General features: G+C 55.8%; 21 protein-coding genes. 10 read left to right on the top strand and 11 right to left on the bottom strand.

Annotation, left to right across the window (positions count from 1 at the left end; all coding sequences use genetic code 11):
- The first annotated feature begins 72 nt into the window (after positions 1-72).
- The 6 genes from GSQ86_RS14630 (at position 73) to GSQ86_RS14605 (ending at position 7,176) form a co-directional block, all read left to right on the top strand.
- Entirely contained in the window at positions 73-807 is a 735-nt protein-coding gene (locus tag GSQ86_RS14630; protein ID WP_174239976.1) for an RraA family protein, read from the top strand.
- A gap of 165 nt (positions 808-972) precedes the next feature.
- Positions 973-2,259, top strand: a complete 1,287-nt coding sequence (locus GSQ86_RS14625; protein ID WP_158750688.1) for a twin-arginine translocation signal domain-containing protein — start codon at positions 973-975, stop codon at positions 2,257-2,259.
- A 36-nt stretch (positions 2,260-2,295) separates the two neighbouring features.
- The gene (locus tag GSQ86_RS14620; RefSeq protein WP_158750687.1) at positions 2,296-2,763 is read left to right on the top strand and encodes a RidA family protein; all 468 of its coding nucleotides are present in this window, start codon (positions 2,296-2,298) and stop codon (positions 2,761-2,763) included.
- 104 nt (positions 2,764-2,867) lie between these two features.
- Positions 2,868-4,424, top strand: a complete 1,557-nt coding sequence (locus GSQ86_RS14615; protein ID WP_371720659.1) for a PLP-dependent transferase — start codon at positions 2,868-2,870, stop codon at positions 4,422-4,424.
- A 34-nt stretch (positions 4,425-4,458) separates the two neighbouring features.
- Positions 4,459-5,985 carry an FAD-binding protein gene (locus tag GSQ86_RS14610; RefSeq protein ID WP_158750685.1) on the top strand — a complete coding sequence of 509 codons (1,527 nt, stop codon included), beginning with the start codon at positions 4,459-4,461 and terminating at the stop codon, positions 5,983-5,985.
- Positions 5,986-6,012: 27 nt separating this feature from the next.
- The gene (locus GSQ86_RS14605) at positions 6,013-7,176 is read left to right on the top strand and encodes a beta-propeller fold lactonase family protein (protein ID WP_158750684.1); all 1,164 of its coding nucleotides are present in this window, start codon (positions 6,013-6,015) and stop codon (positions 7,174-7,176) included.
- Positions 7,177-7,297: 121 nt separating this feature from the next.
- Here GSQ86_RS14605 and GSQ86_RS14600 read toward each other — a convergent pair whose 3' ends face one another.
- Positions 7,298-9,472 (bottom strand): alpha-galactosidase, encoded by a 2,175-nt coding sequence (locus GSQ86_RS14600; protein WP_158750683.1) that lies wholly within the window; start codon positions 9,470-9,472, stop codon positions 7,298-7,300.
- Positions 9,473-9,641: 169 nt separating this feature from the next.
- On the opposite strand from GSQ86_RS14600, the gene GSQ86_RS14595 reads away from it, so the two are divergent.
- The 4 genes from GSQ86_RS14595 (at position 9,642) to GSQ86_RS14580 (ending at position 14,522) form a co-directional block, all read left to right on the top strand.
- Entirely contained in the window at positions 9,642-10,571 is a 930-nt protein-coding gene (locus GSQ86_RS14595; RefSeq protein ID WP_254062397.1) for an alpha/beta hydrolase, read from the top strand.
- Positions 10,572-10,659: 88 nt separating this feature from the next.
- Positions 10,660-12,012, top strand: coding sequence for a Gfo/Idh/MocA family protein (locus GSQ86_RS14590; protein ID WP_158750682.1), 1,353 nt, complete (start codon positions 10,660-10,662; stop codon positions 12,010-12,012).
- Between the two features lie 171 nt (positions 12,013-12,183).
- Positions 12,184-12,888, top strand: coding sequence for a gluconate 2-dehydrogenase subunit 3 family protein (locus GSQ86_RS14585; protein ID WP_158750681.1), 705 nt, complete (start codon positions 12,184-12,186; stop codon positions 12,886-12,888).
- A gap of 62 nt (positions 12,889-12,950) precedes the next feature.
- The gene (locus tag GSQ86_RS14580) at positions 12,951-14,522 is read left to right on the top strand and encodes a GMC oxidoreductase (protein WP_158750680.1); all 1,572 of its coding nucleotides are present in this window, start codon (positions 12,951-12,953) and stop codon (positions 14,520-14,522) included.
- A gap of 3 nt (positions 14,523-14,525) precedes the next feature.
- Here GSQ86_RS14580 and GSQ86_RS14575 read toward each other — a convergent pair whose 3' ends face one another.
- From GSQ86_RS14575 to rimO, 10 genes are read right to left on the bottom strand one after another with little or no spacing between them, the layout of a single operon-like run.
- Positions 14,526-15,188 carry a riboflavin synthase gene (locus GSQ86_RS14575; protein WP_158750679.1) on the bottom strand — a complete coding sequence of 221 codons (663 nt, stop codon included), beginning with the start codon at positions 15,186-15,188 and terminating at the stop codon, positions 14,526-14,528.
- A 3-nt stretch (positions 15,189-15,191) separates the two neighbouring features.
- Positions 15,192-16,313 carry a bifunctional diaminohydroxyphosphoribosylaminopyrimidine deaminase/5-amino-6-(5-phosphoribosylamino)uracil reductase RibD gene (gene ribD / locus GSQ86_RS14570; protein ID WP_158750678.1) on the bottom strand — a complete coding sequence of 374 codons (1,122 nt, stop codon included), beginning with the start codon at positions 16,311-16,313 and terminating at the stop codon, positions 15,192-15,194.
- Positions 16,313-17,266, bottom strand: coding sequence for a signal recognition particle-docking protein FtsY (gene ftsY, locus GSQ86_RS14565; protein ID WP_158750677.1), 954 nt, complete (start codon positions 17,264-17,266; stop codon positions 16,313-16,315). The genes ribD and ftsY overlap by 1 nt, the downstream gene beginning before the upstream one ends.
- A 20-nt stretch (positions 17,267-17,286) precedes the next feature.
- A complete protein-coding gene (locus GSQ86_RS14560; RefSeq protein ID WP_158750676.1) occupies positions 17,287-18,294 on the bottom strand; it encodes an NAD(P)H-dependent glycerol-3-phosphate dehydrogenase in 1,008 nt (335 codons plus the stop codon).
- Complete coding sequence (plsY, locus tag GSQ86_RS14555; protein ID WP_158750675.1) at positions 18,291-18,932, bottom strand: glycerol-3-phosphate 1-O-acyltransferase PlsY; 642 nt, start codon at positions 18,930-18,932, stop codon at positions 18,291-18,293. The genes GSQ86_RS14560 and plsY overlap by 4 nt, the downstream gene beginning before the upstream one ends.
- A gap of 25 nt (positions 18,933-18,957) precedes the next feature.
- Positions 18,958-20,208, bottom strand: coding sequence for a competence/damage-inducible protein A (locus GSQ86_RS14550; RefSeq protein WP_158750674.1), 1,251 nt, complete (start codon positions 20,206-20,208; stop codon positions 18,958-18,960).
- A 24-nt stretch (positions 20,209-20,232) separates the two neighbouring features.
- The gene (locus GSQ86_RS14545) at positions 20,233-21,294 is read right to left on the bottom strand and encodes a gluconolaconase (RefSeq protein WP_254062396.1); all 1,062 of its coding nucleotides are present in this window, start codon (positions 21,292-21,294) and stop codon (positions 20,233-20,235) included.
- Between the two features lie 26 nt (positions 21,295-21,320).
- Complete coding sequence (locus GSQ86_RS14540; protein ID WP_158750673.1) at positions 21,321-21,803, bottom strand: phosphatidylglycerophosphatase A; 483 nt, start codon at positions 21,801-21,803, stop codon at positions 21,321-21,323.
- On the bottom strand, positions 21,787-22,017 hold the full coding sequence (locus GSQ86_RS14535) for a DNA gyrase inhibitor YacG (protein WP_158750672.1): 231 nt from the start codon (positions 22,015-22,017) through the stop codon (positions 21,787-21,789). The genes GSQ86_RS14540 and GSQ86_RS14535 overlap by 17 nt, the downstream gene beginning before the upstream one ends.
- Positions 22,014-23,507 (bottom strand): 30S ribosomal protein S12 methylthiotransferase RimO, encoded by a 1,494-nt coding sequence (gene rimO / locus GSQ86_RS14530; protein WP_158750718.1) that lies wholly within the window; start codon positions 23,505-23,507, stop codon positions 22,014-22,016. Before rimO ends, GSQ86_RS14535 begins: the two co-directional genes overlap by 4 nt.
- Positions 23,508-23,580: the final 73 nt, after the last annotated feature.

Below are 23,580 nucleotides of genomic sequence, written 5' to 3'. Positions count from 1 at the left end.
AGCCGCACTTCGTATAGCAGGAGGGTTGTTTCGTTGAATATATTCAGGATTTCTTTGCGTCGTGGCGCCATCATGATCACTCTTGCAACCATTGCCGTGACCGTTCTCGTCCATGTTGTCCATGCCGACGCTCCGAAGACAGCCGCCGACTATGCTGCCGACCCCGCCTTGATGATCGATGCATACCGCCATGTGGAAGCAGCATCCGTCTCGGACGCAATCGAGCAGCTTCTCCATGAAAAACGCTACATGTCGCATCACATGCAGGCCATTTTTCCTACAAAGTTTGCCGGTACCGCCCTGACCGTCAAACTGGTGAAGGAAGAGAATCACGATGCCAATGCCCTGTCCGGAATGTTGAAGGCGATTGATTCAGGCGGACAGGGATCGGTGTATGTCATGACGGTTGAAGACGGAGCCGACATCGCAGGCATGGGCGGCCTGATGGGAACCGCAATGTTCTCGAGAGGATTTGCAGGCGCCATTATCGATGGCGGAGTTCGCGATCTCCCACAGCTCAAGAAAATAGGCTTCCCCGTCTATTCCACCGGGCCGGTGCCCTCTACATCGGTCAGCCATTATCGCTTCGGCGGCATGAATCTACCGGTGGTCTGCGACGGAGTAAAAGTTTCCCCGCAGGACATCATTGTTGCCGATCAGGACGGCGTCGTTGTGGTGCCGCGTGACAAAGCGCCGGAGGTTCTTGTGCTGGCACAGCATCTGGATGACAGCGAGCACTCGATGTATCCTTTCATCGAAAAGTTCCACTCCATTGAAGAGGCAGTGAAGCAGTTTGGTCGTATCTAGCGTTTACATCAATAGGACATTTGCCCTACTTCGTAAAAGGGCGTGTGGCCGATGACAGCCAGCACCTGCTCGCTTGGAATGGTTGTACTGGAACGCTGAAGTTTTGCTGCGGATGATTTCGGTGAGGCCTACCTCACCACATCACTTTGTGTAAGGAAGATAGCAATGTCTGACAAGAGCGTGGAGTGCCGGGTTTCGCGGCGAAAGTTTCTCAGCTTATCTTCTGCCGCGGCTGCAACGCTCGGTATAAGCCCGCTCTCCAGCAACGCATCCGACGCTTTCGCCGAAGCCACAACCTCATCCGATGATTACTACGCGAAGCTCGGCGTCGAAAAAATTATCAATGCAGCCGGAACCTACACCTACCTCACCGCTGCATGCATGCCACCCCAGGTACAGCGAGCCGTGGCGCAGGCAGCCCTGCATCCTGTCCGATTGAAAGATCTGCAGCTTGCCGCTGGTGAATATCTTGCGAAGAAGTTGCGTTGCGAGGCAGCGGTCGTCACTTCTGGCGCGTCCGCAGCGCTCACGCTTGCCACCGCCGCCTGCATCGCTTCTGCGAATGGCGTCAGTCCGCAGGACATTCCAGAAAATGTCGACAAGATGAAGAACGAAGTAGTGGTGCAAAAAGCGCATCGCTATGAATATGATCATGCGATGTTGCTGTGCGGAGTGCATATTAAGGAAGTAGTTACATTAGAGGACTATAAACGTGCGCTCGGGCCCAACACAGTAATGACGAACTTCTTCAATGCTGCTGAGCCAGGACCAAATGCTGCGCAGATCGACCGCGAGACATGGCTGAACGTCGCGCACGAACATGGCGTTCCCTGCCACAATGATGCCGCCGCCGATATGCCGCCGATTGAAAACCTCTGGAAATATACCGGTATGGGTTTCGACTTGGTCTGCTTTTCTGGGGGCAAAGGAATTCGCGGTCCGCAAAACGCCGGACTGCTGCTCGGCAAAAAGCACCTTATCGACCTTGCTACAGCGAATAACAATCCAAATTCGGATGCAGTGGGCCGCGGGATGAAGGTTGCCAAAGAACAGATTGTCGGTATGGTGGCAGCCGTAGACTGGCTGCTCGCTCAATCTGACGAAAAAAACCAGGCCGAGTACATGCGCCTGACCAACATCATTGCAAATTCCGTAAAGGATGTGCCGACCATGAAGACGCGCGTCTTCATGCCATCCATCGCCAATCATGTTCCGCATCTACTGCTTTCGTATGATCCATCAGTTGTGGGCATTACGCCGCAGCAGGTACAGGAAAAACTGCGCGCGCAGAGCCCTTCGATTGAGCTGAACCCAGCCACCGGCACAAGCTCAAGAGTCGGTATTCCATCGGATGAGAATACGATTGTCATTGCAACCTGGATGTTGCAACCGGGCGAAGCTGAAATTGTTGGTCGCAGTCTAAAAACTGTACTTACAAAAAATCACACATAGAGTTATTACATCCACAAATTAGAGGAGAGAAAAAGCATGGAACAGCAGTCGAGGAGAGGACTTCTTAAAAACGCTGCAATAGCAGCTGCGGCCGTCGGTAGCGCGGCAGTTGTGAGCGAAACAGCTTCAGCAAAAACTCCTAAGCTGGAGAAGAAAAGCTATCCGCCACCGAAGCCCGGAGAAACACCTCTCTTCAGCGGTGCTGTTTCCTATGGCAACCTGCTGTTTCTCGCAGGTGTGGGCGCCCACTTTGAGGGCACGATTGAAGAGCACACCAAACACGTGCTCGATGAGTTGGAGCAGAAACTTGTATCCGCAGGGTCGTCGATGGACAAGGTTCTGAAAGTGAATGTCTATCTCAACGACATCAAGGATTGGGAGCGGATGAACACCGCGTATAAAGGCCGCTGGGGAAACGTTCCGCCAGTGCGCACTACGGTTGCTCCGGCTGGCGGAATCCCCGGAAATTCCCTTGTAGAGATTGACTTGATCGCTTACATCTGAGCTGCTAATTTCAGGCCGTCAAAAACATAAACGATAAAGGCGCGTCCATGTCTCTCTTTCGCAGCACCCGTCCTTCCCGACGAGATGTATTGAAGCAATCGGGAATGCTCACGGCCATTTCTGCCGCCACTGCTGTTTCTCCTTTGTCTGCAAACGCGGGAGTTTCTGCAGATCCGCAAAGTGTGCTGCATGCTGCGATGGAGAGCGTGGACCACGACAATCTTTTTACTCGCATCGGAGTCCGCCCACTTATCAACGCACGTGGAACCTATACCATAATCACCGGTTCCCGATCGCTTCCGCAGGTGAAGCAGGCCATGCTTGAGGCGTCTAACTATTTCGTCCACCTCGACGAATTGATGCCTGCAGTTGGCAGCGAAATTGCCAAACTCATGGGAGCAGATTCGGCGATTGTGACCACAGGCTGCGAAGCGGCAATTGCGCTCGCCACGGTTGCATGTGTGGCAGGCACCGACCCTGAGCGAACGCAATCACTGCCCTATGTGAAGCGCAAGAGCCAGGTTATCATCCCAAAGCATTCGCGTAATCCGTACGACTTTGGTGTACGCATGAGCGGCGTCGAAATCGTCGAGGTCGATTCGGAAGAAGAGCTGCGCTCTAAGCTTTCTGAGCAGACAGCCATGATCTACATCCTCTCCAGCCCGGCGGCAGAGAAAGGCCCTTTGTCGATCCCCAACATCTGTTCCATCGCGAAAGAAAAAGGAATTCCTGTCTTTGTCGATGCTGCTGCTGAAGAGCCGCTGGTCCCGAATATTCATATCGCCCACGGCGCAACGCTCGTGGGATATTCAGGTGGCAAATGCATGCGCGGACCACAGGCCGCAGGCATCCTGCTCGGGCAAAAGGACATTGTGCAGGCTGCGTGGTTCAACGCAGCGCCACATCACAATTGGGGTCGCGCGCTCAAAGTCGGCAAAGAAGAAATCATGGGCATGCTTGCTGCGGTACGCGAGTGGTACAAGCGCGATCATACAGCCGAGCAACGTGAATGGCTCTCCTGGTTGCAACACATCGAAAGCCGCGTGAAAAGCCTGCCTTCGGTAACAACCGAATACCTGCAACCCGAAGATCTTTCGAATCGCTCACCTCAACTTCGTATTCATTGGGACGCGAATCAGCTCAAAATTACCGGAACGGAGCTTGTCGAACGCCTCGACAAAGGCACGCCTCGCATCCTGGTCGATGAAGGCACCGGCAAGCGTCCAGACCACATGCAAAGTTCCGTCGTGATCATGCCGTACATGATGGCGCCCGGCGAAGACAAGATCGTCGCTGACGCCATCTACGAGGCGCTGACGCATCCCGGGCACTATGAAAATCCTCTGATTCCTCAAGGAGCTCCAGCGCAGATTGCCGGGAACTGGGCTGTCGAACTCAAGTACACTCGCGGCACAGGAGAACAACACTTTGCCTTGCAGCAAGATGGAGATCAGCTTACTGGCACACAGGCAGGGGAGCTATATAAGGCCAATCTCAAAGGCGTTGTCCACACTGACCGTATCGAGCTCACGAGCAATATGGAAGTTCCTGGCAATTCCATTCCCTGGACGTTCCGAGGAATCGTAGCCGGCAGCAACATAAGCGGCTCTGTGCATATGGGCGAGTATGGGGAAGCTACCTGGACCGCGGTAAAGAACTAATCTGTGTGAACTGAAGCGATGATCCGAAAGTGATATGGCAATTACCGTTACCCAGCAGGACCCGCGTTATCAGACCCTGAAAAGGAGCAGAAATCTGCGCCTGCCGTCGGAAGCAGATTTCGCCAGCCGTATCGAATTGTGCGAAAGCGCATCGGACGCAGCAGAAGCCCTGCAGCGAATCGTCAGTGCCGGATTGCGTCCAACCGTGCGCAGTGGCGGCCATTGTTACGAGGACTTTGTCGTCAACAACCCCGGCGGCGCCATTCTCGATTTAAGCCTCATGCAGGATCCGCAATCCCATGAAGATGGATCGCGATACCGTATCAGCGCAGGTAGGCAATTAGGCGATATCTATCTCGATCTCTTTAAGCGCTACGGTGTGACGATTCCGGCAGGTACGTGCTACGCCGTAGGTGCAGGTGGCCACATCAGCGGTGGCGGATATGGCTTGCTCTCTCGCCTACACGGGCTCACCGTGGATTGGGTATCAGCCGTCGATATCCTTACCGTAGATGCAAATGGCAAGGTGGTCCCTCGTCGGGTCGATAAGCAACATGATCCCGACCTCTTCCGTGCGTGCCGCGGCGCAGGCGGCGGTAATTTTGGCATCATCACCGCATTTCTATTCGACAAACTTCCTCCGGTGCCGCACGAGGTCGTGCACGCAGGCTTGTCCTTTGATTGGGACACAATGACCGAAGATCGCTTCGTCACCATCCTGACGAGCTACGGCCATTACTGGGAGACGCGCGGCAAGGAACCGGATACACATGGCCTCTTTTCCATTCTGGATATTTCCCATGTCTCGACCAAGCGTTTTGGCCTTTCGCTGCAGTTCTGTAACCCGGACGGTACCTGCAGCGATGTGAGCGTCGTAAACGAGTTTCTCAACCTTTTCTCACCCTGCAACCCATCTCCCGGAGCGCCAGCCCCCGGTGGAGAGCGGGCCATCCCACATGCTTCGACGAAAGGCGAAACTTGTGCGGGAGAATATCCGATGAGTCGCAGACTGTGGCTTGATGCCACCGTTGGTGATGGAGGCGGCGAAGGTAGCGGTCGCGCGAAATATAAATCCGCCTATATGAAGACAAACTTTACGGCTGAAGAAGCCCGCCGCATATATAAACACATGACTAGCGACGCGAACGGCATTGATCTGAGAGGATTCGTCCTGGCGATCGACTCCTACGGAGGCGCGATCAATCGCAACCAGCTTGCGGAGGAGACATCCATCTGGCAGCGCTCATCGATCATGAAGTTGCAATTTCAATCGTACTGGCAGAACGCTGGAGATGATGCTGGCCGTCTGAAGTGGCTGAAGGGTTTCTACAGTGATCTGTATTCCGGATCGGAAGTCGATCCACAGTATGCTTCCACCCCATATCCCGGAAAACACTACGAAGGTTGTTATATCAACTATCCCGACAGCGATATGCTGGCCTATCCATTTTGGCCGCAGTTATATTACGGCGACGAAGGTTTGTATCCTTTTCTGCAGGGTGTGAAACGGCGCTACGATCCGAATAATATTTTCCACCATGCTATGTCTGTCCGCCTATAAGGCTGTCTGACTGAGGTTATTCTCTCTATGCGATGGAATACGCGATGGAGCCGAAGAACATTTTTACAAGGCATCGGATATTCGTCTGTTCTCGGCGCGTTGGACAACATACTTCCACACAGCAAGACATTGCTGCATGCTCAAACCAATGCAATTTCGCCAGACCAATTCGCATACATCGCTTCGAAAGGGATCGACGTCTTCGAGCTGAGCGCAGATCACTGGACTTGGAAACAAAACGTTCCTAGCCGCTCACCTGTATCTCTCACACTCCATCCCAGTCAGCAATTTTTATATGCAGCGAATGAAGTCGATGAATATGAAGGTCTGCCGCGCGGTACTGTCGAGGCTTACAGGATCAACCCTAAAAGCGGCTTCCTCACTCTCATCAATCGACAGCCTCTCTCGCTGTCCGGCACCAGGCCCAGACATATCGCCGTATCGCACGATGGCAAGCATCTCGTTGTTGCGATTCACGGCGGCGGAGCATACAACATACTGCCAATTGAACAGGACGGCACGCTAGGTCGAGTCACGCAGATTTTAAAAGAGGTAGGTACAGGCTCCCACCCCATTTATCAGGCTTCCGCTCACCCGCATACCGTTGTATTCGATCCGGCCGGACGACATCTTCTCGCAACAGATGAGGGACGCGGCCGGATCAGTGTCTTTGCATTCCAAAACGGCAGGATGGTGCGAACCTTCGATACAGTTTCGCAACCTGCCTCCAGACCGGGACATCTCGCTATGCATCCGGCTGGCAATTTTTTCTACGTATCTAACCTGCTTGACGGGTCGATTGACTGCTACCGCTACTCCCCGAACTTAGAAGAGATAGAACATGAACAGCGAGTAATGACGACGCAAAGAATCACGGCACGTGAAGCACAATCCCTCGTCATCTCCGCGTCAGGCCGTTTCCTCTATACGTCATCTTCCGATCAAGGCCTCTCTGTTTGGAAAATTGATTCTGCTACCGGAAAGCTCTCTATCGTACAGCGATCGATTTTGAAAGATCGCTCATGGACGAGCCTGACTTTATCTTCAGATGATCGGCGTCTATTTGTACTCGATAACTATCAGAACGAATTATCATCTCTTGCCGTCCATCCCGAAAGCGGCGAATTAGGAACTGTTTTTACGGTGGCGAGAACAACAATGCCAAGAAGCCTTGTCTTTAAACAGATCTAAATGTTGAAGTAGGCCACCATCGAAAAACATTCAGCCATCGACATATAATTTCTTCGAGTGTCCTGCCGTGTCTCATCGCCACACTCATGATCGGAATCCACCGGATGCTGTCATCGACGTGTCATTTCGTGATCGCACTGAGAAAGACCAAATCCGAGGTATTCACGCCGGGCAGAATAATTTGCAGGCCTTTACTCATGAGTTCCCGCCCGGAGAGATCTTTATTCTGGCCAGGATGATCTTGAAACTCGAGATGATAGATAGCCTGCGGGTCCAAGCCTTGCAATACAAATGTGTGTTGCGAATCCTCAATCGAAGATCCGCGAAACGCGAAGAGAACACCAACGCTGCGCCGAGGATCAAAATACTCGATGCCATCCCAGTGAACACCATCGGGCCTTGATGAAACATGATAAAGATTGGCCTCACGGATTAAGGGTCGCAATTTCTCTTTGTAAACTGCAACAGCTTCACGCGCGGCAGCATGTTCTTCTTCATTCCATGCAGTGGTATCGAGCATAAGCGTGAACCAACCCATCATTCCGCTGCGCAGGACATACCGGAAGTTGTCAAGGCTCGCCGCCGGCCACTTCTGGACATACGTTTCAAGCATTGCCTGCGGCAGCACATAGCTGGCATCAGAGAAGGCACGACGATTCGACAGAGGATCATAGGCGTCGGAGATCGAGAAGTAGTCTCCATGCGCGGCGCTGCCGAAATCGACCATCCTGCCGCCGTCATTACAGATTTCTAGCAGTAGATTCGGATGCAGCTTCCGAAGCTGCGACTGCACATCGTAATACGCAAGTGTTGCATGATAGCTGACATCCGTCGAATTTGAACTGTCGGCCCATAGAAAGCCGGAATCTTCATAGACTCTTGTATGCGCGGGGTCAGCAGGCGCATGGGGATGATCGGGGCGACTGCAGCCTTGCGCTACGACGTAGCCATCGTGCTCGAGCATGTCCACGTGGTAGTCATTCACAACGCGCTTGACGGTTTCGAGAGCCCACGCATGTGCAGCGGGTACTCCAAGGTCGATGGTGATGCCTTTGAATTCGTCTCCCTGTTTCCAGCGCGAAGGTGGATCGGCAATGAGCCAATTGCGCGTCACAGGGTCATGGATAAACAGTGAGCCAGCGTGATCGTCGAGCGAGGCCTGCGCCCAGTCCATCCACAATCCGAACTTGAGCCCGAGGCTGTGGGCATAGTCGGCGATGAGCGCGAGGCCATGCGGAAACTTTTTTGGATCCGGATACCAGTCGCCCACTCCGCGAAACCACCCGGCATCGAGGTGGAACATTTCAAAACCCAGCTCCGCGGAATCGCGAATCATGCTGCGCGCCTGCGCTTCGTTAATCTGCATACCGCTGCCCCAGCTGTTATTCACCGCTTCGGGATAATGCGGAGACTCAATTGTGTCACGATGATTCAACACGTCGCGCACCCATGGCCGAAGTTCATTGCCCGCTCCATCCGCGCCTCCGCGAAATACCCCGACGAAAACGGTGGGTGAGAAAAAGCTTTCTCCGCTTTGAAGGAGCGTGCGAAAGGGGCCGGGCTCTGGATTCAGTCCTGCGGTTGTCGCCAACGTGCTGCCATTACGCTGGACTGCGATTCGTGTTCTTCCGCTGAATTCGATTCCGACATACCACCCGCAGGCATTGTGATCGGCGCGCTGGAGAAGTGTGTAAGGAATCATCTCCCGTTGCTGACCTTGTGCTGGGTGCGCGTATGTGCTGGATTCCCCGGTCCACTGATAACCATCGCGAACCGCATTCCGGTGCACGCCTTCCGCGGACGGCCCACCCGCACCCTTTTCTATCCAGACGTGTTCCAGCTGATCGCTGGTAGAGAGTTGTAGATTCAGCTGGAGGCTATCCTGCATCGGGAGCCAGACATCATGCGGGCTAAGATTTTGAATTTCGATGGAATGCTCAATTGGCCCGAATGGCGCACGCGCATTCCACTCCCAAAATGCGCGCAGATGCGGCTCGGAAGAATCGTATACAAGCCGAACTTTTGTCGGCGTAATCTGTGAGAGGGCCTGCTGAAAAGTCCACGAAATATCCACTCCGCGGGAGTCCACTTCCACACGTCGGATCAACGTATCGACTGGCGTAAAGCTCCAGCCCGAACATCCGCTTCGCGTAAAGCCTGATATTGCAGGTTGTGCCGAACCCGCCTCGAGAGCGATGGATGTATCTTTGTTGCCGATGTGAATGGCAGATGCGGCGAAAGCAATTGAGGTAAGCGCGAGTTGCACAAAGAGCGACGCGACGGGCGTTCCCTTCATATAGCTATTATGCCGAAAGGACGAACCATTACGTTCGATTCGGCATGCAGTGGCAAACACATGAGAGATTGTCATTCTCACTGCATCCGGTGCTACTCATCGATGTGATGTATCTTGGATTGCGGCGTCTTTATTAGCTTTCGGCGCTAATTTCATCAGGGCGATTGCTATGTATTTACGTTTGCTGGTCTTTGGTCTTATTGCTGGAGTTTCGCCGTATCTCGTTGCACAATCCGCTGCCCGCGTCGTCATGCCGCTTTGGCCTGATGGAGTGCCGGGCGCACAGACGAACGCCGCGCCGGAGGCCGATACGACGACGGCCAAAGATGGGCTGATCGCCGGCAGGCCGGTCATTCGGCTGGGCAATGTTTCGCAACCGACGCTTACGTTTTATCCGCCCAAGGCAAAGAATACCGGGGCCGCGATTGTGGTTTTTCCTGGCGGCGGATATCACATTCTCGCTATGGATCTTGAGGGCACAGAAGTCTGCGACCGGCTGAACTCTGCCGGCATTGCGTGCATCCTCGTCAAATATCGCGTTCCAGATTCGGGTCCGTACCCGAAATCTGACGCCGCGCTCCAGGATGCGCAACGGGCCATGGGCATTGTTCGTGCCCATGCTGGCGAGTGGAAAATTGATCCGGAGCGGATTGGTGTGCTGGGCTTCTCAGCGGGAGCACATCTCTCTGCGGCACTCAGTACCCATTTCGATGAGCGGCTCTATGCGCCTGTGGATGCGTCCGACAAACTGAGTTGCCGTCCTGACTTCGCGCTAATCATTTATCCCGGATATCTGGCAATCGCGGAACAAAACTTCGCCCCGAATCCCGATATTCATGTCACCGGCAAAACACCGCCGTCATTTATCGTGCAAGCCGAGGATGATACCGTGCACGTGGAAAATGCAGTGGTCTATTTCATGGCGCTGAAGCATGCCGGCGTCCCGGCGGAGCTGCACATTTATGCTCAGGGAGGCCACGGATACGGATTGCGGCGCACTGCTCTTCCGGTTACAACATGGCCTGACAGCGCCTTGGCATGGCTGCATACGATCCATGTTCTGACCAATGAAAATGGGAACAACAGCGCTCCGCACTAAGCAATGGCAGCCCCCTCCAAGATGCATCGAAGGCGCCAGACGTGTATGGTTACTGACGAAGAACAAAACTTTTAATTGAGGACTTTCTGTGCAGGGAATTAACCGGAGGACTTTTCTGAAAGCAGCGGGAACGGCAACAGCAGAGACGCTTTTGGCACCACGCATGTACGCATTGGCGACAGCTCAAAATGAGCCTTCGCAGCCTGTCTCAGCTAACGATCATATCCAGATCGCACTCATTGGAGCGGGCGGTCAGGGCATGGGCGACACGAAAGCCGCGGTGGAAGTTCCAGGCGTAAAGCTGGTCGCCGTGGCCGATTGCTACGACGGCAGGCTGGCGCACAGTAAAGAGATATGGGGTAGCGATATCTTTACCACGCGCGACTACAGAGAGATTCTGGAACGCAAAGATATTGATGCCGTCATCATCGGCACACCAGATCACTGGCACAAGCAAGCCTCCGTCGACGCGATGAAGGCCGGTAAGGATGTGTACTGCGAAAAGCCGATGATCCATCTCTACTCCGATGGGCCGGAGATGATCGAGACCGCGCGCACCACGAAACGCATCATCCAGATCGGAAGCCAGCGCGTCAGCTCCGTAATCTATGCGAAAGCAAAGGAGCTGCTGGCATCAGGCGCCATCGGTCAGCTCAATATGGTCACGGCACGTTGGGACCGCAACTCGGCAATGGGCGCATGGAACTACACCGTCCCGCTCGACGCCTCGCCCGAAACATGCGATTGGCCGCGCTTTCTGGGCACCGCTCCGAAAATCCCCTTCAATGCGGAACACTTCTTCCAGTGGCGCAAATGGAAGGCATATGGAAGCGGAGTAGCTGGCGATCTCTTCGTGCATCTGTTCAGCGGAACGCACTTCATCACCGGATCGCATGGTCCGACGCGCGCCATGGCGACCGGAGGTCTGCGCTTCTGGAAGGATGGGCGCGACGTACCCGATGTAATGCTCGGCCTCTTCGATTACCGCGAGGGATTTAACCTGAGTCTACGCGTGAATTTTGTAGATGGCGGCGAAGAGAGCGAAGGCCTGATCTTTACTGGATCGGAAGGCACAATGGAGATTGTCGGAAACTCCGTCAGCGTGAGCCGCGTGCCGCGCGAGAAAGAGCCTGGCTACACGATCAGTACATTCACCGAAGCCATGCAGAAGCAGATTCTTGAAGAGTATCGCAAAAAATATCCCGTAACTCATTTCGAGGGAGCGCCGCCTGCAGGATTTGAAAAGTATGTCGTCCCGCATGGATACAGCGACAGCTACGATCACTTCAAAAATTTCTTCGCCTCTGTGCGGTCGCGCCAGCCGGTTGTGGAAGATGCAGTCTTCGGGTACAGGGCGGCAGGTGCTGCGTTGCTTGGCAATCTTTCGATGGAACGCGGAGCCGTGATGCATTGGGATCCGGACGCGATGAAGCTGCTGTAAATACACGCCTGCCGCTCCGATCATGGGGCGGCAGACTTGCAATTCTCTGCAGAGACTTTTAACCTTCTCGACGAAACGTCATTTAGAAATTCGATAGGCTCTAAAGCTCTATTGTGCAGAACCTGAGCATTAGGATTTCTCTGAAATTCCGATTGGAGAGCGATCAACACCATGCGTCGGCGTGATTTTGTTAAAGGCATCGTTGCGGTATCGGCTACTGCGCGGTCAGTATTGGCTCAACAAGGAACACAGGTCGCGCCTTCCACGCCACCGCCTGTACCCACAGCTCCGGGCCCGGTTCCCTGGATGCGCGGAATGTCCGAAGTAAATCGCGTTCCGGTCAACTCGATTCTGCCGGATGCGGTGGCACAGACGAACGCTCATTTTTTTACTGGGCCAGAAATGGTAACGTTACGCCGCCTGTGCGAGATACTGCTGCCGCCAATTAAAAACTATCCGGGAGCGATCCAGGCAGGAACGCCGGAATTTCTGGATTTCCTGATTGGCGCGTCTCCGGCTGATCGCCAGGAGATGTATCGCGCCGGACTGCATCGGCTTGACGCTGAAGCCTCCGAGCGTTTCGGAGTAGCATTCGCGAATGTAACTTCGGCGCAAGCGGATCAACTGATTCGGCCCTGGCTGCGAACCTGGATGTCGGACCACCCGCCAACTGAGCCGTACGAGCAATTCATGAATGTGGCACATAGCGATATCCGGACAGCCACAATCAATTCCCAGGCATGGAGTGATGCAGAACGCGCCGAAGGCGAAGCTGCTCCGGACATGGGGCTGTATTGGTTTCCGGTTGAGCCTGACATGTATCGCGAGCGCATCCCGGTTCTGCAACGCCCGTCGCCGCAGAAGCGACATTCCTAGCGTTCCCGCGGTGCAGGTCGCTGCACGGAATTTTTTCAAGCAAAAGGTTGAGAAGCGAAGAGATGGCTGAAGAGACGGTAGATGTTCTGATTATTGGGTCTGGTCATTCGGGTGGGATGGCTGCCAAGATTTTGACGGAAAAAGGTATTTCATGCCTGATGTTGAATGCCGGGCCGATTGCCGATGTACAGAGAGACACGCAGCGAAAGCCGGCTTATGCTTTGCCGTATCGCGGTTTCAAAGAACCGGGACGCCTGCCGCATGTCTTTCAGTCCAATGAATTCAATGCAAATACATGGGTCGATGAACACGAAGTTCCCTATACCTATGATCCGAAGAAGCCCTACAACTGGGTAAGAGTAAGGCTGTTTGGCGGCCGTTCGCTCTTCTGGTCGCGCCAGTCGTTTCGACTCAGCGATTACGAGCTTAAAGGAAAGTCGCATGATGGCTACGGCGATGATTGGCCGATCAGCCTCGCCGATTTAGCGCCATACTACTCGAAGGTGGAAGGGATCTTCCGCGTGCGAGGTCACTCGGATGGCTTGGCGCAATACCCCGATGGCAACTTCATTGAGGACAACGCTCCGTGGTCGGGCTCGATGCAGCGCTTTGTCGATGCCGGCCAGCGCGCCGGCGTGCGCGTATGCAAGGCTCGCAGCTCCGAAGGAGTAAATGGGCTCGCGAGCTCGGTAAACCTGCTTCTGCCGGATGCTTTTGCCACCGGAAAACTGCAGGCAATTCCGAATGTCGTCGTGCGCGAAATCAGAACGGATAAGAATACCGGCCTGGCGAACGAGGTGCATTTCGTCGATCGTCTCTCGCGCAGGGAGATGTCGGTTAGAGCGCGTGTGATCGTGCTGGCAGCGGGCACGTTGGAGAGCACGCGGCTGCTGCTGAATTCGAAGCTGGCAAATTCGAGCGGCGTGATGGGTCACTACCTGATTGATCAGATCTACGGCGCAGGGGTTGTCTGCTCAGTGCCCGAAGCGCGCGATGGAAAAGCGGCACCCGGTCTGATGGGAGGAAGCGCCCTGATTCCCCGTTTCCGCAACATCGACACGAAGGCGAAAAATTTCATCCGCGGCTACGCTATGAACGTCTACAGCAGCAATGGGCCGATGGATCCGCGCAATATTGCAGCCTATGGAGAAGAGCTGCAGCAAAAACTGGAAAGCTATCACGGCAGCACTTTTGGTGCGGGCATTATGGGCGAGGTATTGGCTCGCTATGAAAACCACGTGAGCATCGACAAAAACGTTGTGGATGCCTGGGATATTCCTGTACTGCGCATCGATACGAAGTACACGGACAATGAATTCAATATGGCCCGAGACGCAGTGGACACCACCGTTTCCCTGGCGGAGGCTGCGGGCTTTGAAGTTCTCTCAAAGAACTATGATCCGAATCCCCCGGGCTACAGCATTCACGAGCTTGGAACCTGCCGGATGGGCGACGATCCGAAAACGAGCGTGCTGAATAAGTGGTGTCAGAGCCACGATGTGAAGAACCTCGTAGTCGTTGACGGAGCAAGCTTCGTGAGCGGCGGATGGCAGAATCCGACGATGACGATTCTCGCGCTTGCAATGCGCGCATCGGATCATCTGGCCGATGAAATGCGCCGAGGAAATGTCTGAGGCTTAGTAGCCGTTCGCAATGAGGTAATCAAGCGACAATTCAAATTCCGGCTTCGCCGTCCTCTGCTGCTCGAAGAACTTCAGCATCACGTCGGCTTCGAGATTGACCGGGTCTCCGCGCTTGAGATTGTGAAGATTTGTATACGCGTAGGTATGCGGAATGATCGCAGCTGTGATCGTTTTGCCGTCGAACTTTGCGACCGTGAGGCTGATGCCTTCAATAGCGATGGAGCCCTTATGGACGACATAGCGCGCAACGCTTTCCGGCACCGCAACGCGCAGCCACCAGTCCGTCGCGCGAGGATCGATGTCAGGTGAGACTGGATCAAGCGAGAGCAATGTTCCTGTCGCGTCCACGTGACCCTGCACTACATGGCCTCCTAGCGGCGTGCCCGCGGGCGTGGGTAATTCAAGATTCACGATCGTTCCCGGCTTGAGCGCTGCCAGAGATGTCCGCGCCACCGTTTCCGCAGCTAGATCGGCATGGAAAACCGGCGGATCGTTTGAGATATCGAGCGCCGTGAGGCAGGTGCCACTGACCGCGACGGAGTCGCCCGTGCGGAGCCGCTTGGCAATGCCAGGTGCCGAGATGGTGATGCGGCGGGCGCCAATGCGCTCTTCCACGCTAAGGATTTTTCCAGTCGTTTCAATCAGTCCAGTGAACATGGATCACTCTTTCCAGGGGTCGTGAAGGTAAGCCTCAAAGCAGGCATCGCTGCCGACCGTCTTCCATGAGATGCGCTCCAACTGCTGCAGGTTTCGCGGCGTATCAGCTAGTAGCGGGACAGCGTTGCCTCCAAGAAAAACCGGGGCATAGAAGAGACACAGCTTGTCGACAATATCCGCATCCAGAGCGGCAATGTTCAGCCGCGATCCTGCTTCGAGCATGCAGCTCAGAACCTGCATCTCCCCAAGTCGTGCAGCGATGTATCTGAGCGAAACATGTCCTTCGATTTTTGGGCTTCGCTCTAACCGAATCCCAGCCGATGCAAGCTCTCGTTCGCGTTCAGTGTTTTCATCCGTGTGAAAAACCAGGACATCGCCGTTCGCAGCTTGCACAAGCTTCGACGAAATGGGGAGACGCAGCGATGAGTCCAGCACGACACGCAGCAGCGGACGGCGCCGAGGCAATCCGCTGCGGTCGCTCAACAGTGGATCATCGGCGATGATCGTATCGACGCCGGTGATGATCGCGTCGGATGCATGGCGCATCTGTTGCACAATCGTCCGCGACGCTTCGCTGGTGATGTAATGCGTCCTGCCTTTTGAAGCAGAGCCTGGAGCAATGCGGCCATCGAGCGAAACGCCCGCTTTGAGCGTAATAAAGGGCTGCCGGGTACGGATCTGCTTGGCGAAGCCATCGTTCAGAGCCCGCGCTTCGTCCTGCAATACGCCGGTCGTGACAGGAATGCCAGCGGCGTGCAACTTCTCGATTCCCCGCCCGCTTACCTCTGGATTGGGGTCGCCTGTGGCTATGACGACGCGAGCTATGCCTGCAGAGATCAACGCATCGGCGCATGGCCCGGTTCGTCCATGATGCGAGCACGGCTCGAGGGTGACATATGCCGTTGCCCCACGAGCTTTTTCCCCGGCCTGCTTCAGAGCAACGATTTCGGCGTGATCGAATTTTTCGTATTCGTGGAAACCTTCGCCGATGATGTTTTCGTTTTGTACGAGCACACATCCAACGGCGGGATTCGGCGAAGACACGCCAACGGATCGCCTCGCCAGTTCAATGGCGCGCTCCATCCAGTGCATCTCGACAGGCGAGGCTTTTTCCTCCGGCACCATCAGGCTCCGAGTAGTGAATCGACGAAGGCTTTGCTGTCGAAAGGCAGCAGGTCTTCGATCTTTTCACCTACGCCGACGAATCGTACCGGCAAGTTCAACTCGCGCGCAATCGCAACAGCAATGCCGCCCTTCGCCGTGCCGTCAAGCTTGGTGAGCACGATGCCAGTTACGCCTGCGGATTCCGTGAACAGCCGCGCCTGCTGCAGTCCATTCTGCCCTGTCGTTGCATCCATCACCAGCAGTACCTCGTGCGGGCCATTGGGGATAATGCGCTGCGTCGTGCGGCGCATCTTGTCGAGTTCTGCCATCAGGCTGCTTTTCGTGTGCAGGCGGCCTGCAGTGTCAACAATCAACACATCATTGCTGCGCGCCTTTGCCGCCTGCAGCGCGTCGTAGAGTGCCGCTGACGGATCACCACCCTGCCGCGTCTTAATGATCTCCACGCCACTGCGCTGCCCCCATACTTCCAGCTGTTCAATCGCAGCCGCGCGAAACGTATCGGCGGCGCACATCAGCACGCTCTTGCCTTGCGCGCGATAATAAGCCGCCAGCTTGCCGCTGGTAGTAGTCTTGCCGGTGCCGTTCACGCCCACCATCATGATGATTTCGGGCGGTGCTACAGCGCGAACCGGGCGCTGTTGCTCATCGAGAATGTTCTTGATCTGCTCCTTCAGCAGGTCCTTGAGCTCCGCCCCGTCTCTGATTTGCTGACGTTTCGCACGCTCGCGCAGCGCATCGATGATCTCGCCTGTGGTGGTCACGCCCAGGTCGGAGGCGAGTAGGCTCATCTCCAGTTCTTCAAGCGTGGACTCGTCCACCTCGCGCGTAAGGGCTATGACGCTTTCAATGCGCTCGCCGAGACTGTCCCGCGTGCGCGAGACGGCATCTTTCATGCGGTCGAATATGTTCTTTTTTTCCGGCTCGTTGAGACTGCCAAACAGCGTTTGAATCATGCTATTTCGAGTGTAACAAGCTACTCGTCGCGTCCCGGCCGCGACATCAGGGCCCGCATGGCCTCAAACGGCGGTTTATCGTCATACAAAATAGCCGATACCTGCTCCGTAATCGGCATTTCAACGTTGTAGCGGCGAGCGAGCCCGAGTGCAGCCGACGTGGTCCGCACGCCCTCAGCGACCTTGCCGCGGAGTTCTGCGAGAACCTCCGCCAGCTTACGGCCTTTTCCCAGCTCGATTCCCACGGTGCGATTGCGGGAGAGCGATCCGGTACAGGTCAAAACCAGATCGCCGATCCCTGACAGTCCGGCAAGCGTTTCGCTGTGTCCGCCGCAGGCCACGGCAAGCCGCGTCGTTTCGACAATGCCGCGCGTAATCAGGGCTGCGGCGCTGTTGTGTCCAAGTCCCAGACCGGAAACGATGCCTGCGGCAATAGCGATGACATTCTTGAGTGCGCCGCCAAGCTCTACGCCCACCACGTCTTCGTTCGTATAAAGGCGCAGCGACTGGCTGCCGAATTCACGTTGAATACACGCGGCCAGATCGGCATCTTTCGATGCGATGGTGACAGCCGCCGGAAAACCTGCGGCGACCTCCTGCGCGAACGATGGCCCACTCAGCACGCCGATCGGCAGGTTCAGATCAAATCTCCCAATCACCTCGGCGATGACCTCGCTCACGCGCAGCAGTGTTTCGTCTTCCAGACCTTTTGTGGCGCTTACCACCATCTGTCCGGACCGCAGGAATGGCGCGAACTGCTCATAGCTGGCCCGCACGTGATGCGACGGCATAACGCTCACAACAATCTCAGCATCGCCTAGCGCCTGTTCAATGTTTGAAGTCGCGCGAACGCTCCTCGGCACAGGAATGCCCGGCAGAAACACCGTATTTTCGCCACGCTCCGCGATCGTTTCGCTGACATCGGGCGAGTGCGACCAGAGCGTCAGATCATGGCCGCCACGGCTGGCGAGGCTCACCGCAATCGCCGTGCCCCATGCCCCGCTTCCCATGATTGCAATACGACTCATGCCGCATCTGCCTTTTTACCGAAGCGATATTCCGTCCCCTGGGCCAGGCGCTGAATATTCTGATGGTGTTTGGCAATCACAATCAGTGGCACAATGACCAGCACGGCGACAAGCACTCCTGTGTAGGCACGATGGGGCAGGAGAAATGCGAAGACAGGAAAGGCGACGGCAGCCAGAATCGACGCAAGCGAAACATAGCGCGAGAGCGCAAGTCCCGCGATGAAAACCACAAGTCCGGCCACCGCAGGCAACCATGCAAGCGCCAGAAAAACTCCGAACGCAGTAGCCACTCCTTTACCGCCCTTGAAGCCCAGCCAGACGGTATAAATGTGGCCAAGTATGGCGAACAGTGCGGCAATCGCCATTGCACTTTGTTGAGGAACAGCCTGCAGTCCGGGGACATGCAGCAGCCACGCACCGGCAAGTACCGCAACGTATCCCTTCAGAGCGTCGAGCAAAAATGTAAGAGCGCCAAGTCCCTTTGCGCCGGAACGGATGACGTTGGTTGCGCCGATGTTGCCGCTACCCTTGGAGCGAATATCTTCGTGGCGAACAAAGCGCACCAGCAGATATCCAAACGGAATGGAGCCGAGTAAATAAGCAACCACGGCAACCACAAGATACGTGACGAATGACATTGCGATTATGAGTGTAGCAGCCGGACTACATCAGTTTGCGGCGCACCATGTCCAGCGCCTGCTGGCTGGCATAGAAGCGAATACGCTCGCGGTCTCCCGCAAAATTCTTTTCGACCACCTCGGTCTGTACCCCGTCGCTGATCGCGATGTAGACCAGCCCAACCGGCTTCTCTTCCGTGCCTCCGCCGGGACCGGCAATGCCCGTGACGCCTACGCCGTATGTGCTGCGGCAGCGACGGCGAATGCCCTCGGCAAGCGCCGCTGCTACTTCCCGGCTGACCGCGCCCTTTTCATCAATCAACTCTTCCGGAACGCCTGCGAATTCCGTCTTCAATTCATTGCTGTAGACGATGGCCCCGCCAACGAATGACCGCGAACTCCCGCTGATGCTGGTCAATCGCTCAGAGAGCAATCCACCCGTACAACTTTCGGCCACCGAAAGCGTCGCACCGCGCATTCCGAGATAGTAGAGAACAATCTGCTCCAGCGATTCCGCGCGCGTTGACGACGAGTAAACGTGGTCTTCCAACTCTTCTTCAATCAGGCTTGCCAGCTCATTCACGCGAGCTTCGGCTTCTTCCATGGTCGGTTTCGAGGAGATCAACGTCAGCTGAATATCGCCTAGATGCGCCAGAATCGTCGTCTCGACATCGGTAAAGCGCGTGTAGATCGGCGCAATGCGCGCGTCGGCATGCGACTCGCCAATCATGGCAGCCTTGAGCGTACGTGTGGCAATGAACTTTGGCGGTAGAATTTCACGCAGGCGCGGGACGCATTGCTCGTCGAACATCGGCTTGATCTCATTTGGAGGCCCAGGCAGCAATATGCCGAGCTTGCGATGCGTGGCGAAGACAGTATCCAGCCATTGGCCCGGCGCGGTGCCGCGCGGATTATCGAGCACCTCCGCACCCGCCAGCTTATCGGCTTGCTTCAGGTTATTTTCCGTAAGCTGCCAGCGCCGTGCCGCTGCGCGTGCATAAAGCTGGCCAACAATATCTCCATCGCGTTTCAGCGCGATGCCAAGCGCATCGGCCCATGCCTCGCGTGTCAGGTCGTCTTCAGTCGGCCCCAGGCCGCCCATGGTAATGATGATGTCGGCGCGGCCCAGCGCCGAGCATATGGCGTTGGTCAGATCTTTTCTGCGGTCGCCGACGATAGTTTTGAAAGCGACGGAGACGCCAAGCTCATTCAGGCGCTCTGTGAGATAGAGAGAGTTCGTGTCCTGACGATAGGGCGTCAGCAGTTCGGAGCCGATGGCGATAATTTCACATTTCATGCGGTGCGGAAGGCAGAACAGGAGTTAAAAAGGACGCTGCCCCTCCACTCCCAAAGCTAAATGATACATGGCCGTATTAGTCGCCAGGATAAGATCGCCTCCCGGAGCAAAAGACAGCCCGACAATACCCGATCCGGCAACAGCTAAAGAAGCTTCACCCGACGGCGTAATGCGTGCCACACCGCGCCTGCCGTGCAGCGATCCTGCCACATAGACGTTTCCCGCGATATCAAGCGCAAGACCCTGCGGGCGTCCCAGTCCACGATAAAACACAGTTGAATTGCCATCTCGGTCGATGGCGTACACATTGTCGTAGCTGGATGTCGTCGGCCCGGTCACGTAGAGCGTTTCATCTCTGCCAAAGGCGAGATGGTAAGCGGCCACGCTCGGTTCCAGTGTGGCGAAAACAAATATCTGGCGGTCGGGAGCAATCTTGAAAATCGTGCCGCTGCGGTCGCCGACGTATAAATTTTGCTCGGCATCGAAAGCGAGTCCGGTCGCAACGCCCATGCCTTCAGCAAATTGCGTGTAAATGCCGTTGGGCGACACGCGGAAGACGGTCCCGTCGTTGCGGGACGAAACATAAAGAAAGCCTTCCGGGTCGAGCGCCATCCCAGTCGCGTTGATGATGCCGGTCACGAATGGGCGCATTTCGCCATCGGAGCCTATGCGGTACACGGAAACCGGAGTGCTCTGCCCACGCGTCCCCGAAAGCGTGGCGTAGATATTGCCCTCGATGTCCACTGCCGGATTTGCCACAATATGCACATCAGTGGCAATCATCCCCGCAATCAGCATCTTCACAGCGTTACTTTGCGCGCCGTTCTGCAAAACCTGAAGGTCTCCGCTCTCCGCCTCATCAGGAATACGAACTTTAAGGCACGCGCTGCGGCTCAGCAGGACGGATGTGGCCAATTGACCCAGCATAGCCACGGGTTGCCGCAACGGCGTCGGTCCGAGATTGGCTCCCTTGATCTCCACCTCGCCGCCCGGCAGCGCCGCGCCCGGAGACACAGTTTCGATCCTGGGAGCATCAAGCGCCTCGTGTTTTGCAATCCGTGCCATATCTCGAAACCAGCGACTCATTTCCTCAAATCTCTTAGAAGCAGACATTACCACCAGTGATGGATGACGAGAAACACCATGAGAGCATAGATACCTGCGGCCACGTCATCCAGCATGATACCTGTCCCCCCATGCAACCGTTCGAGCTGACGAGCGGGCCACGGTTTTATGATGTCGAAGACACGGAAAAGGAGCAAGCCGAGAAGAGCATACCGCCAGCCGGCAGGTGCGGCAGCTAGCGCGATCCATTGGCCGCAGACCTCGTCAAGCACAACGTAGCCGGGATCTTCGCGTCCAGCTTCCCTCTCGACAATGCTCGCCGCAGGAATGCCGACGATGAGCGCCAGCAGCGCGCCACTCACAGAAACTACAGCTATTTGCAGCGAGGTCGGGTGCGCCAGCTTAACAGCCAGGAACCAGATCAGCGCAGCTGCCACAGATCCCCATGTGCCCGGCCCCGGCTTACCGAATCCTACACCGAAGAAGGTAGCCGCAGCCCAGGCCCAGAGAGTCTTACTCTTCATCGTCATGCTGGCGGCCTGGCCTCAATCCCTTCAGGTCTTCGAGTACCTCAGGATCGAGAATCGGCGACGAGATGCGGTAGACACCGCTCGCCCATTTTCCCAGGTCGATCTTTCTGCAGCGATCGCTGCAGAAAGGGAAATCTTCGCCGCTGGCCAGAACGAGAGTGTTACACGTTGGACAGCGCAGGATTTTTGTATTTTTCGCGGCCTTCTTGGTCATACCTCTGAAATAACGCGCGCGACCACGTCATAGTCGTGCGCTTCGGTGATCTCGCATTCATAGAAGCGGCCCGGAACGATGGCTTCAAGCGGGCCGAAGTCATTGATGTACACCGTGCCGTCAATTTCCGGCGCGTGAAACTGCGAACGGCCTTCCCATAACAGCGGTGTTTCGGCGGATTCGCCTTCCGCCAGCACCGTCATGGTGCGGCCAACCCATTGCTGCTTTGCCTTCTTGCTCAGGCCCTTCTGTTGACGCATCAGGGTGCGCTTGCGCTGTTCGATGACCTTTGCGGGAACTTTTTCGCCCAGCGGAAATGCGCCCGAGCCTTCTTCATCGGAGTAGCCGAAGACGCCAAGCCAATCGAAGCGCGCTTCCTTGACGAAGTTCGAGAGCGTCTCGAAATCCGCATCTGTTTCGCCGGGGAAACCGACAATAAACGACGTGCGCAGCGCAATCCCCGGAACCGCTGCACGGACTTTTTCGATCGTCTTGAGAAAGATGTCCGCGTTTGCGCCGCGCTTCATGCTCTTGAGCACCGAACCCGAAGCATGCTGTAGCGGGACATCCAGATATTTAACGATGTTGTCGTGCTTGGCAATGGTTTCGAGCAGCTTGCCCGTGATCTTGTTCGGGTAGGCATAGAGGAACCGCAGCCAGCGTAATCCTTCAATGCCTGCCAGTTTGTCGAGCAGGAGCGCCAGGCCGTCTTTCAGGCCAAGATCCTCACCGTAGCAGGTCGTGTCCTGGCCGATGAGCGTGATCTCCTGCACTCCCTGCGCCACCAGGCGCTCCGCTTCGGCTATTACCGATTCGAATGCCCGTGAGCGGAACTTGCCGCGCAAATTAGGAATGACGCAGAAGCTGCAGGGATGATCGCAACCTTCTGCGATCTTGATATACGCCGATGGCCCGCGCGTCGCCAGCAGGCGCGGCGTGGTGTGGTCGTAGAGATACTGCGGAAGCGCAGCCGTGGCGCCGTCCCATTCCTTACGGGCAAAGCGGCCCTGCGATTCGCGCAGATCGCCTTCGGCGCGGGCGGTTGTTCCGCTAAGAATGTTGAATGGCGACGCCAGCTGCGACGCCGAAACCACTGGAGCCTGCAACCCTGCGGCTTCGAGAATTTTTTCGAGTTCCCCGGTGCCGACTACGGCATCCACTTCCGGAATATTCTTGCGAATCTCGTCACGATAGCGCTCGACCAGGCATCCGGCGACGATCAGCTTCTGAGCTTTTCCCGTCACCTTGTGCTGCGCCATTTCAAGAATCGTGTCCACTGACTCCTGCTTGGCCGTATCGATAAATGAGCAGGTGTTCACCACCAGCACATCGGCGGTTTCCGGAGAGGTCGTCATCTGCGCGCCTGCCTGATCGAGCAGGCCCATCATCACTTCGCTGTCCACCAGATTTTTGGGACAGCCAAGGCTCACAAATCCGACCTTGAGGCGCGGTGTCTGTGTTGCGGTTTTTGAGGAATCGAGGACGCTGATCTCAGCATCGTCGAGAAGAGATTGAGTCACATTCTTATTTTACCGGAACACTTCAGGAGGCGGGGTCGCAAGT

Origin of the sequence: Acidobacterium sp. S8 (genome assembly GCF_009765985.1) — a bacterium.
In the GTDB taxonomy this organism is placed as follows: domain Bacteria; phylum Acidobacteriota; class Terriglobia; order Terriglobales; family Acidobacteriaceae; genus Alloacidobacterium.
This window is presented reverse-complemented; position numbering and strand designations above follow the sequence as displayed.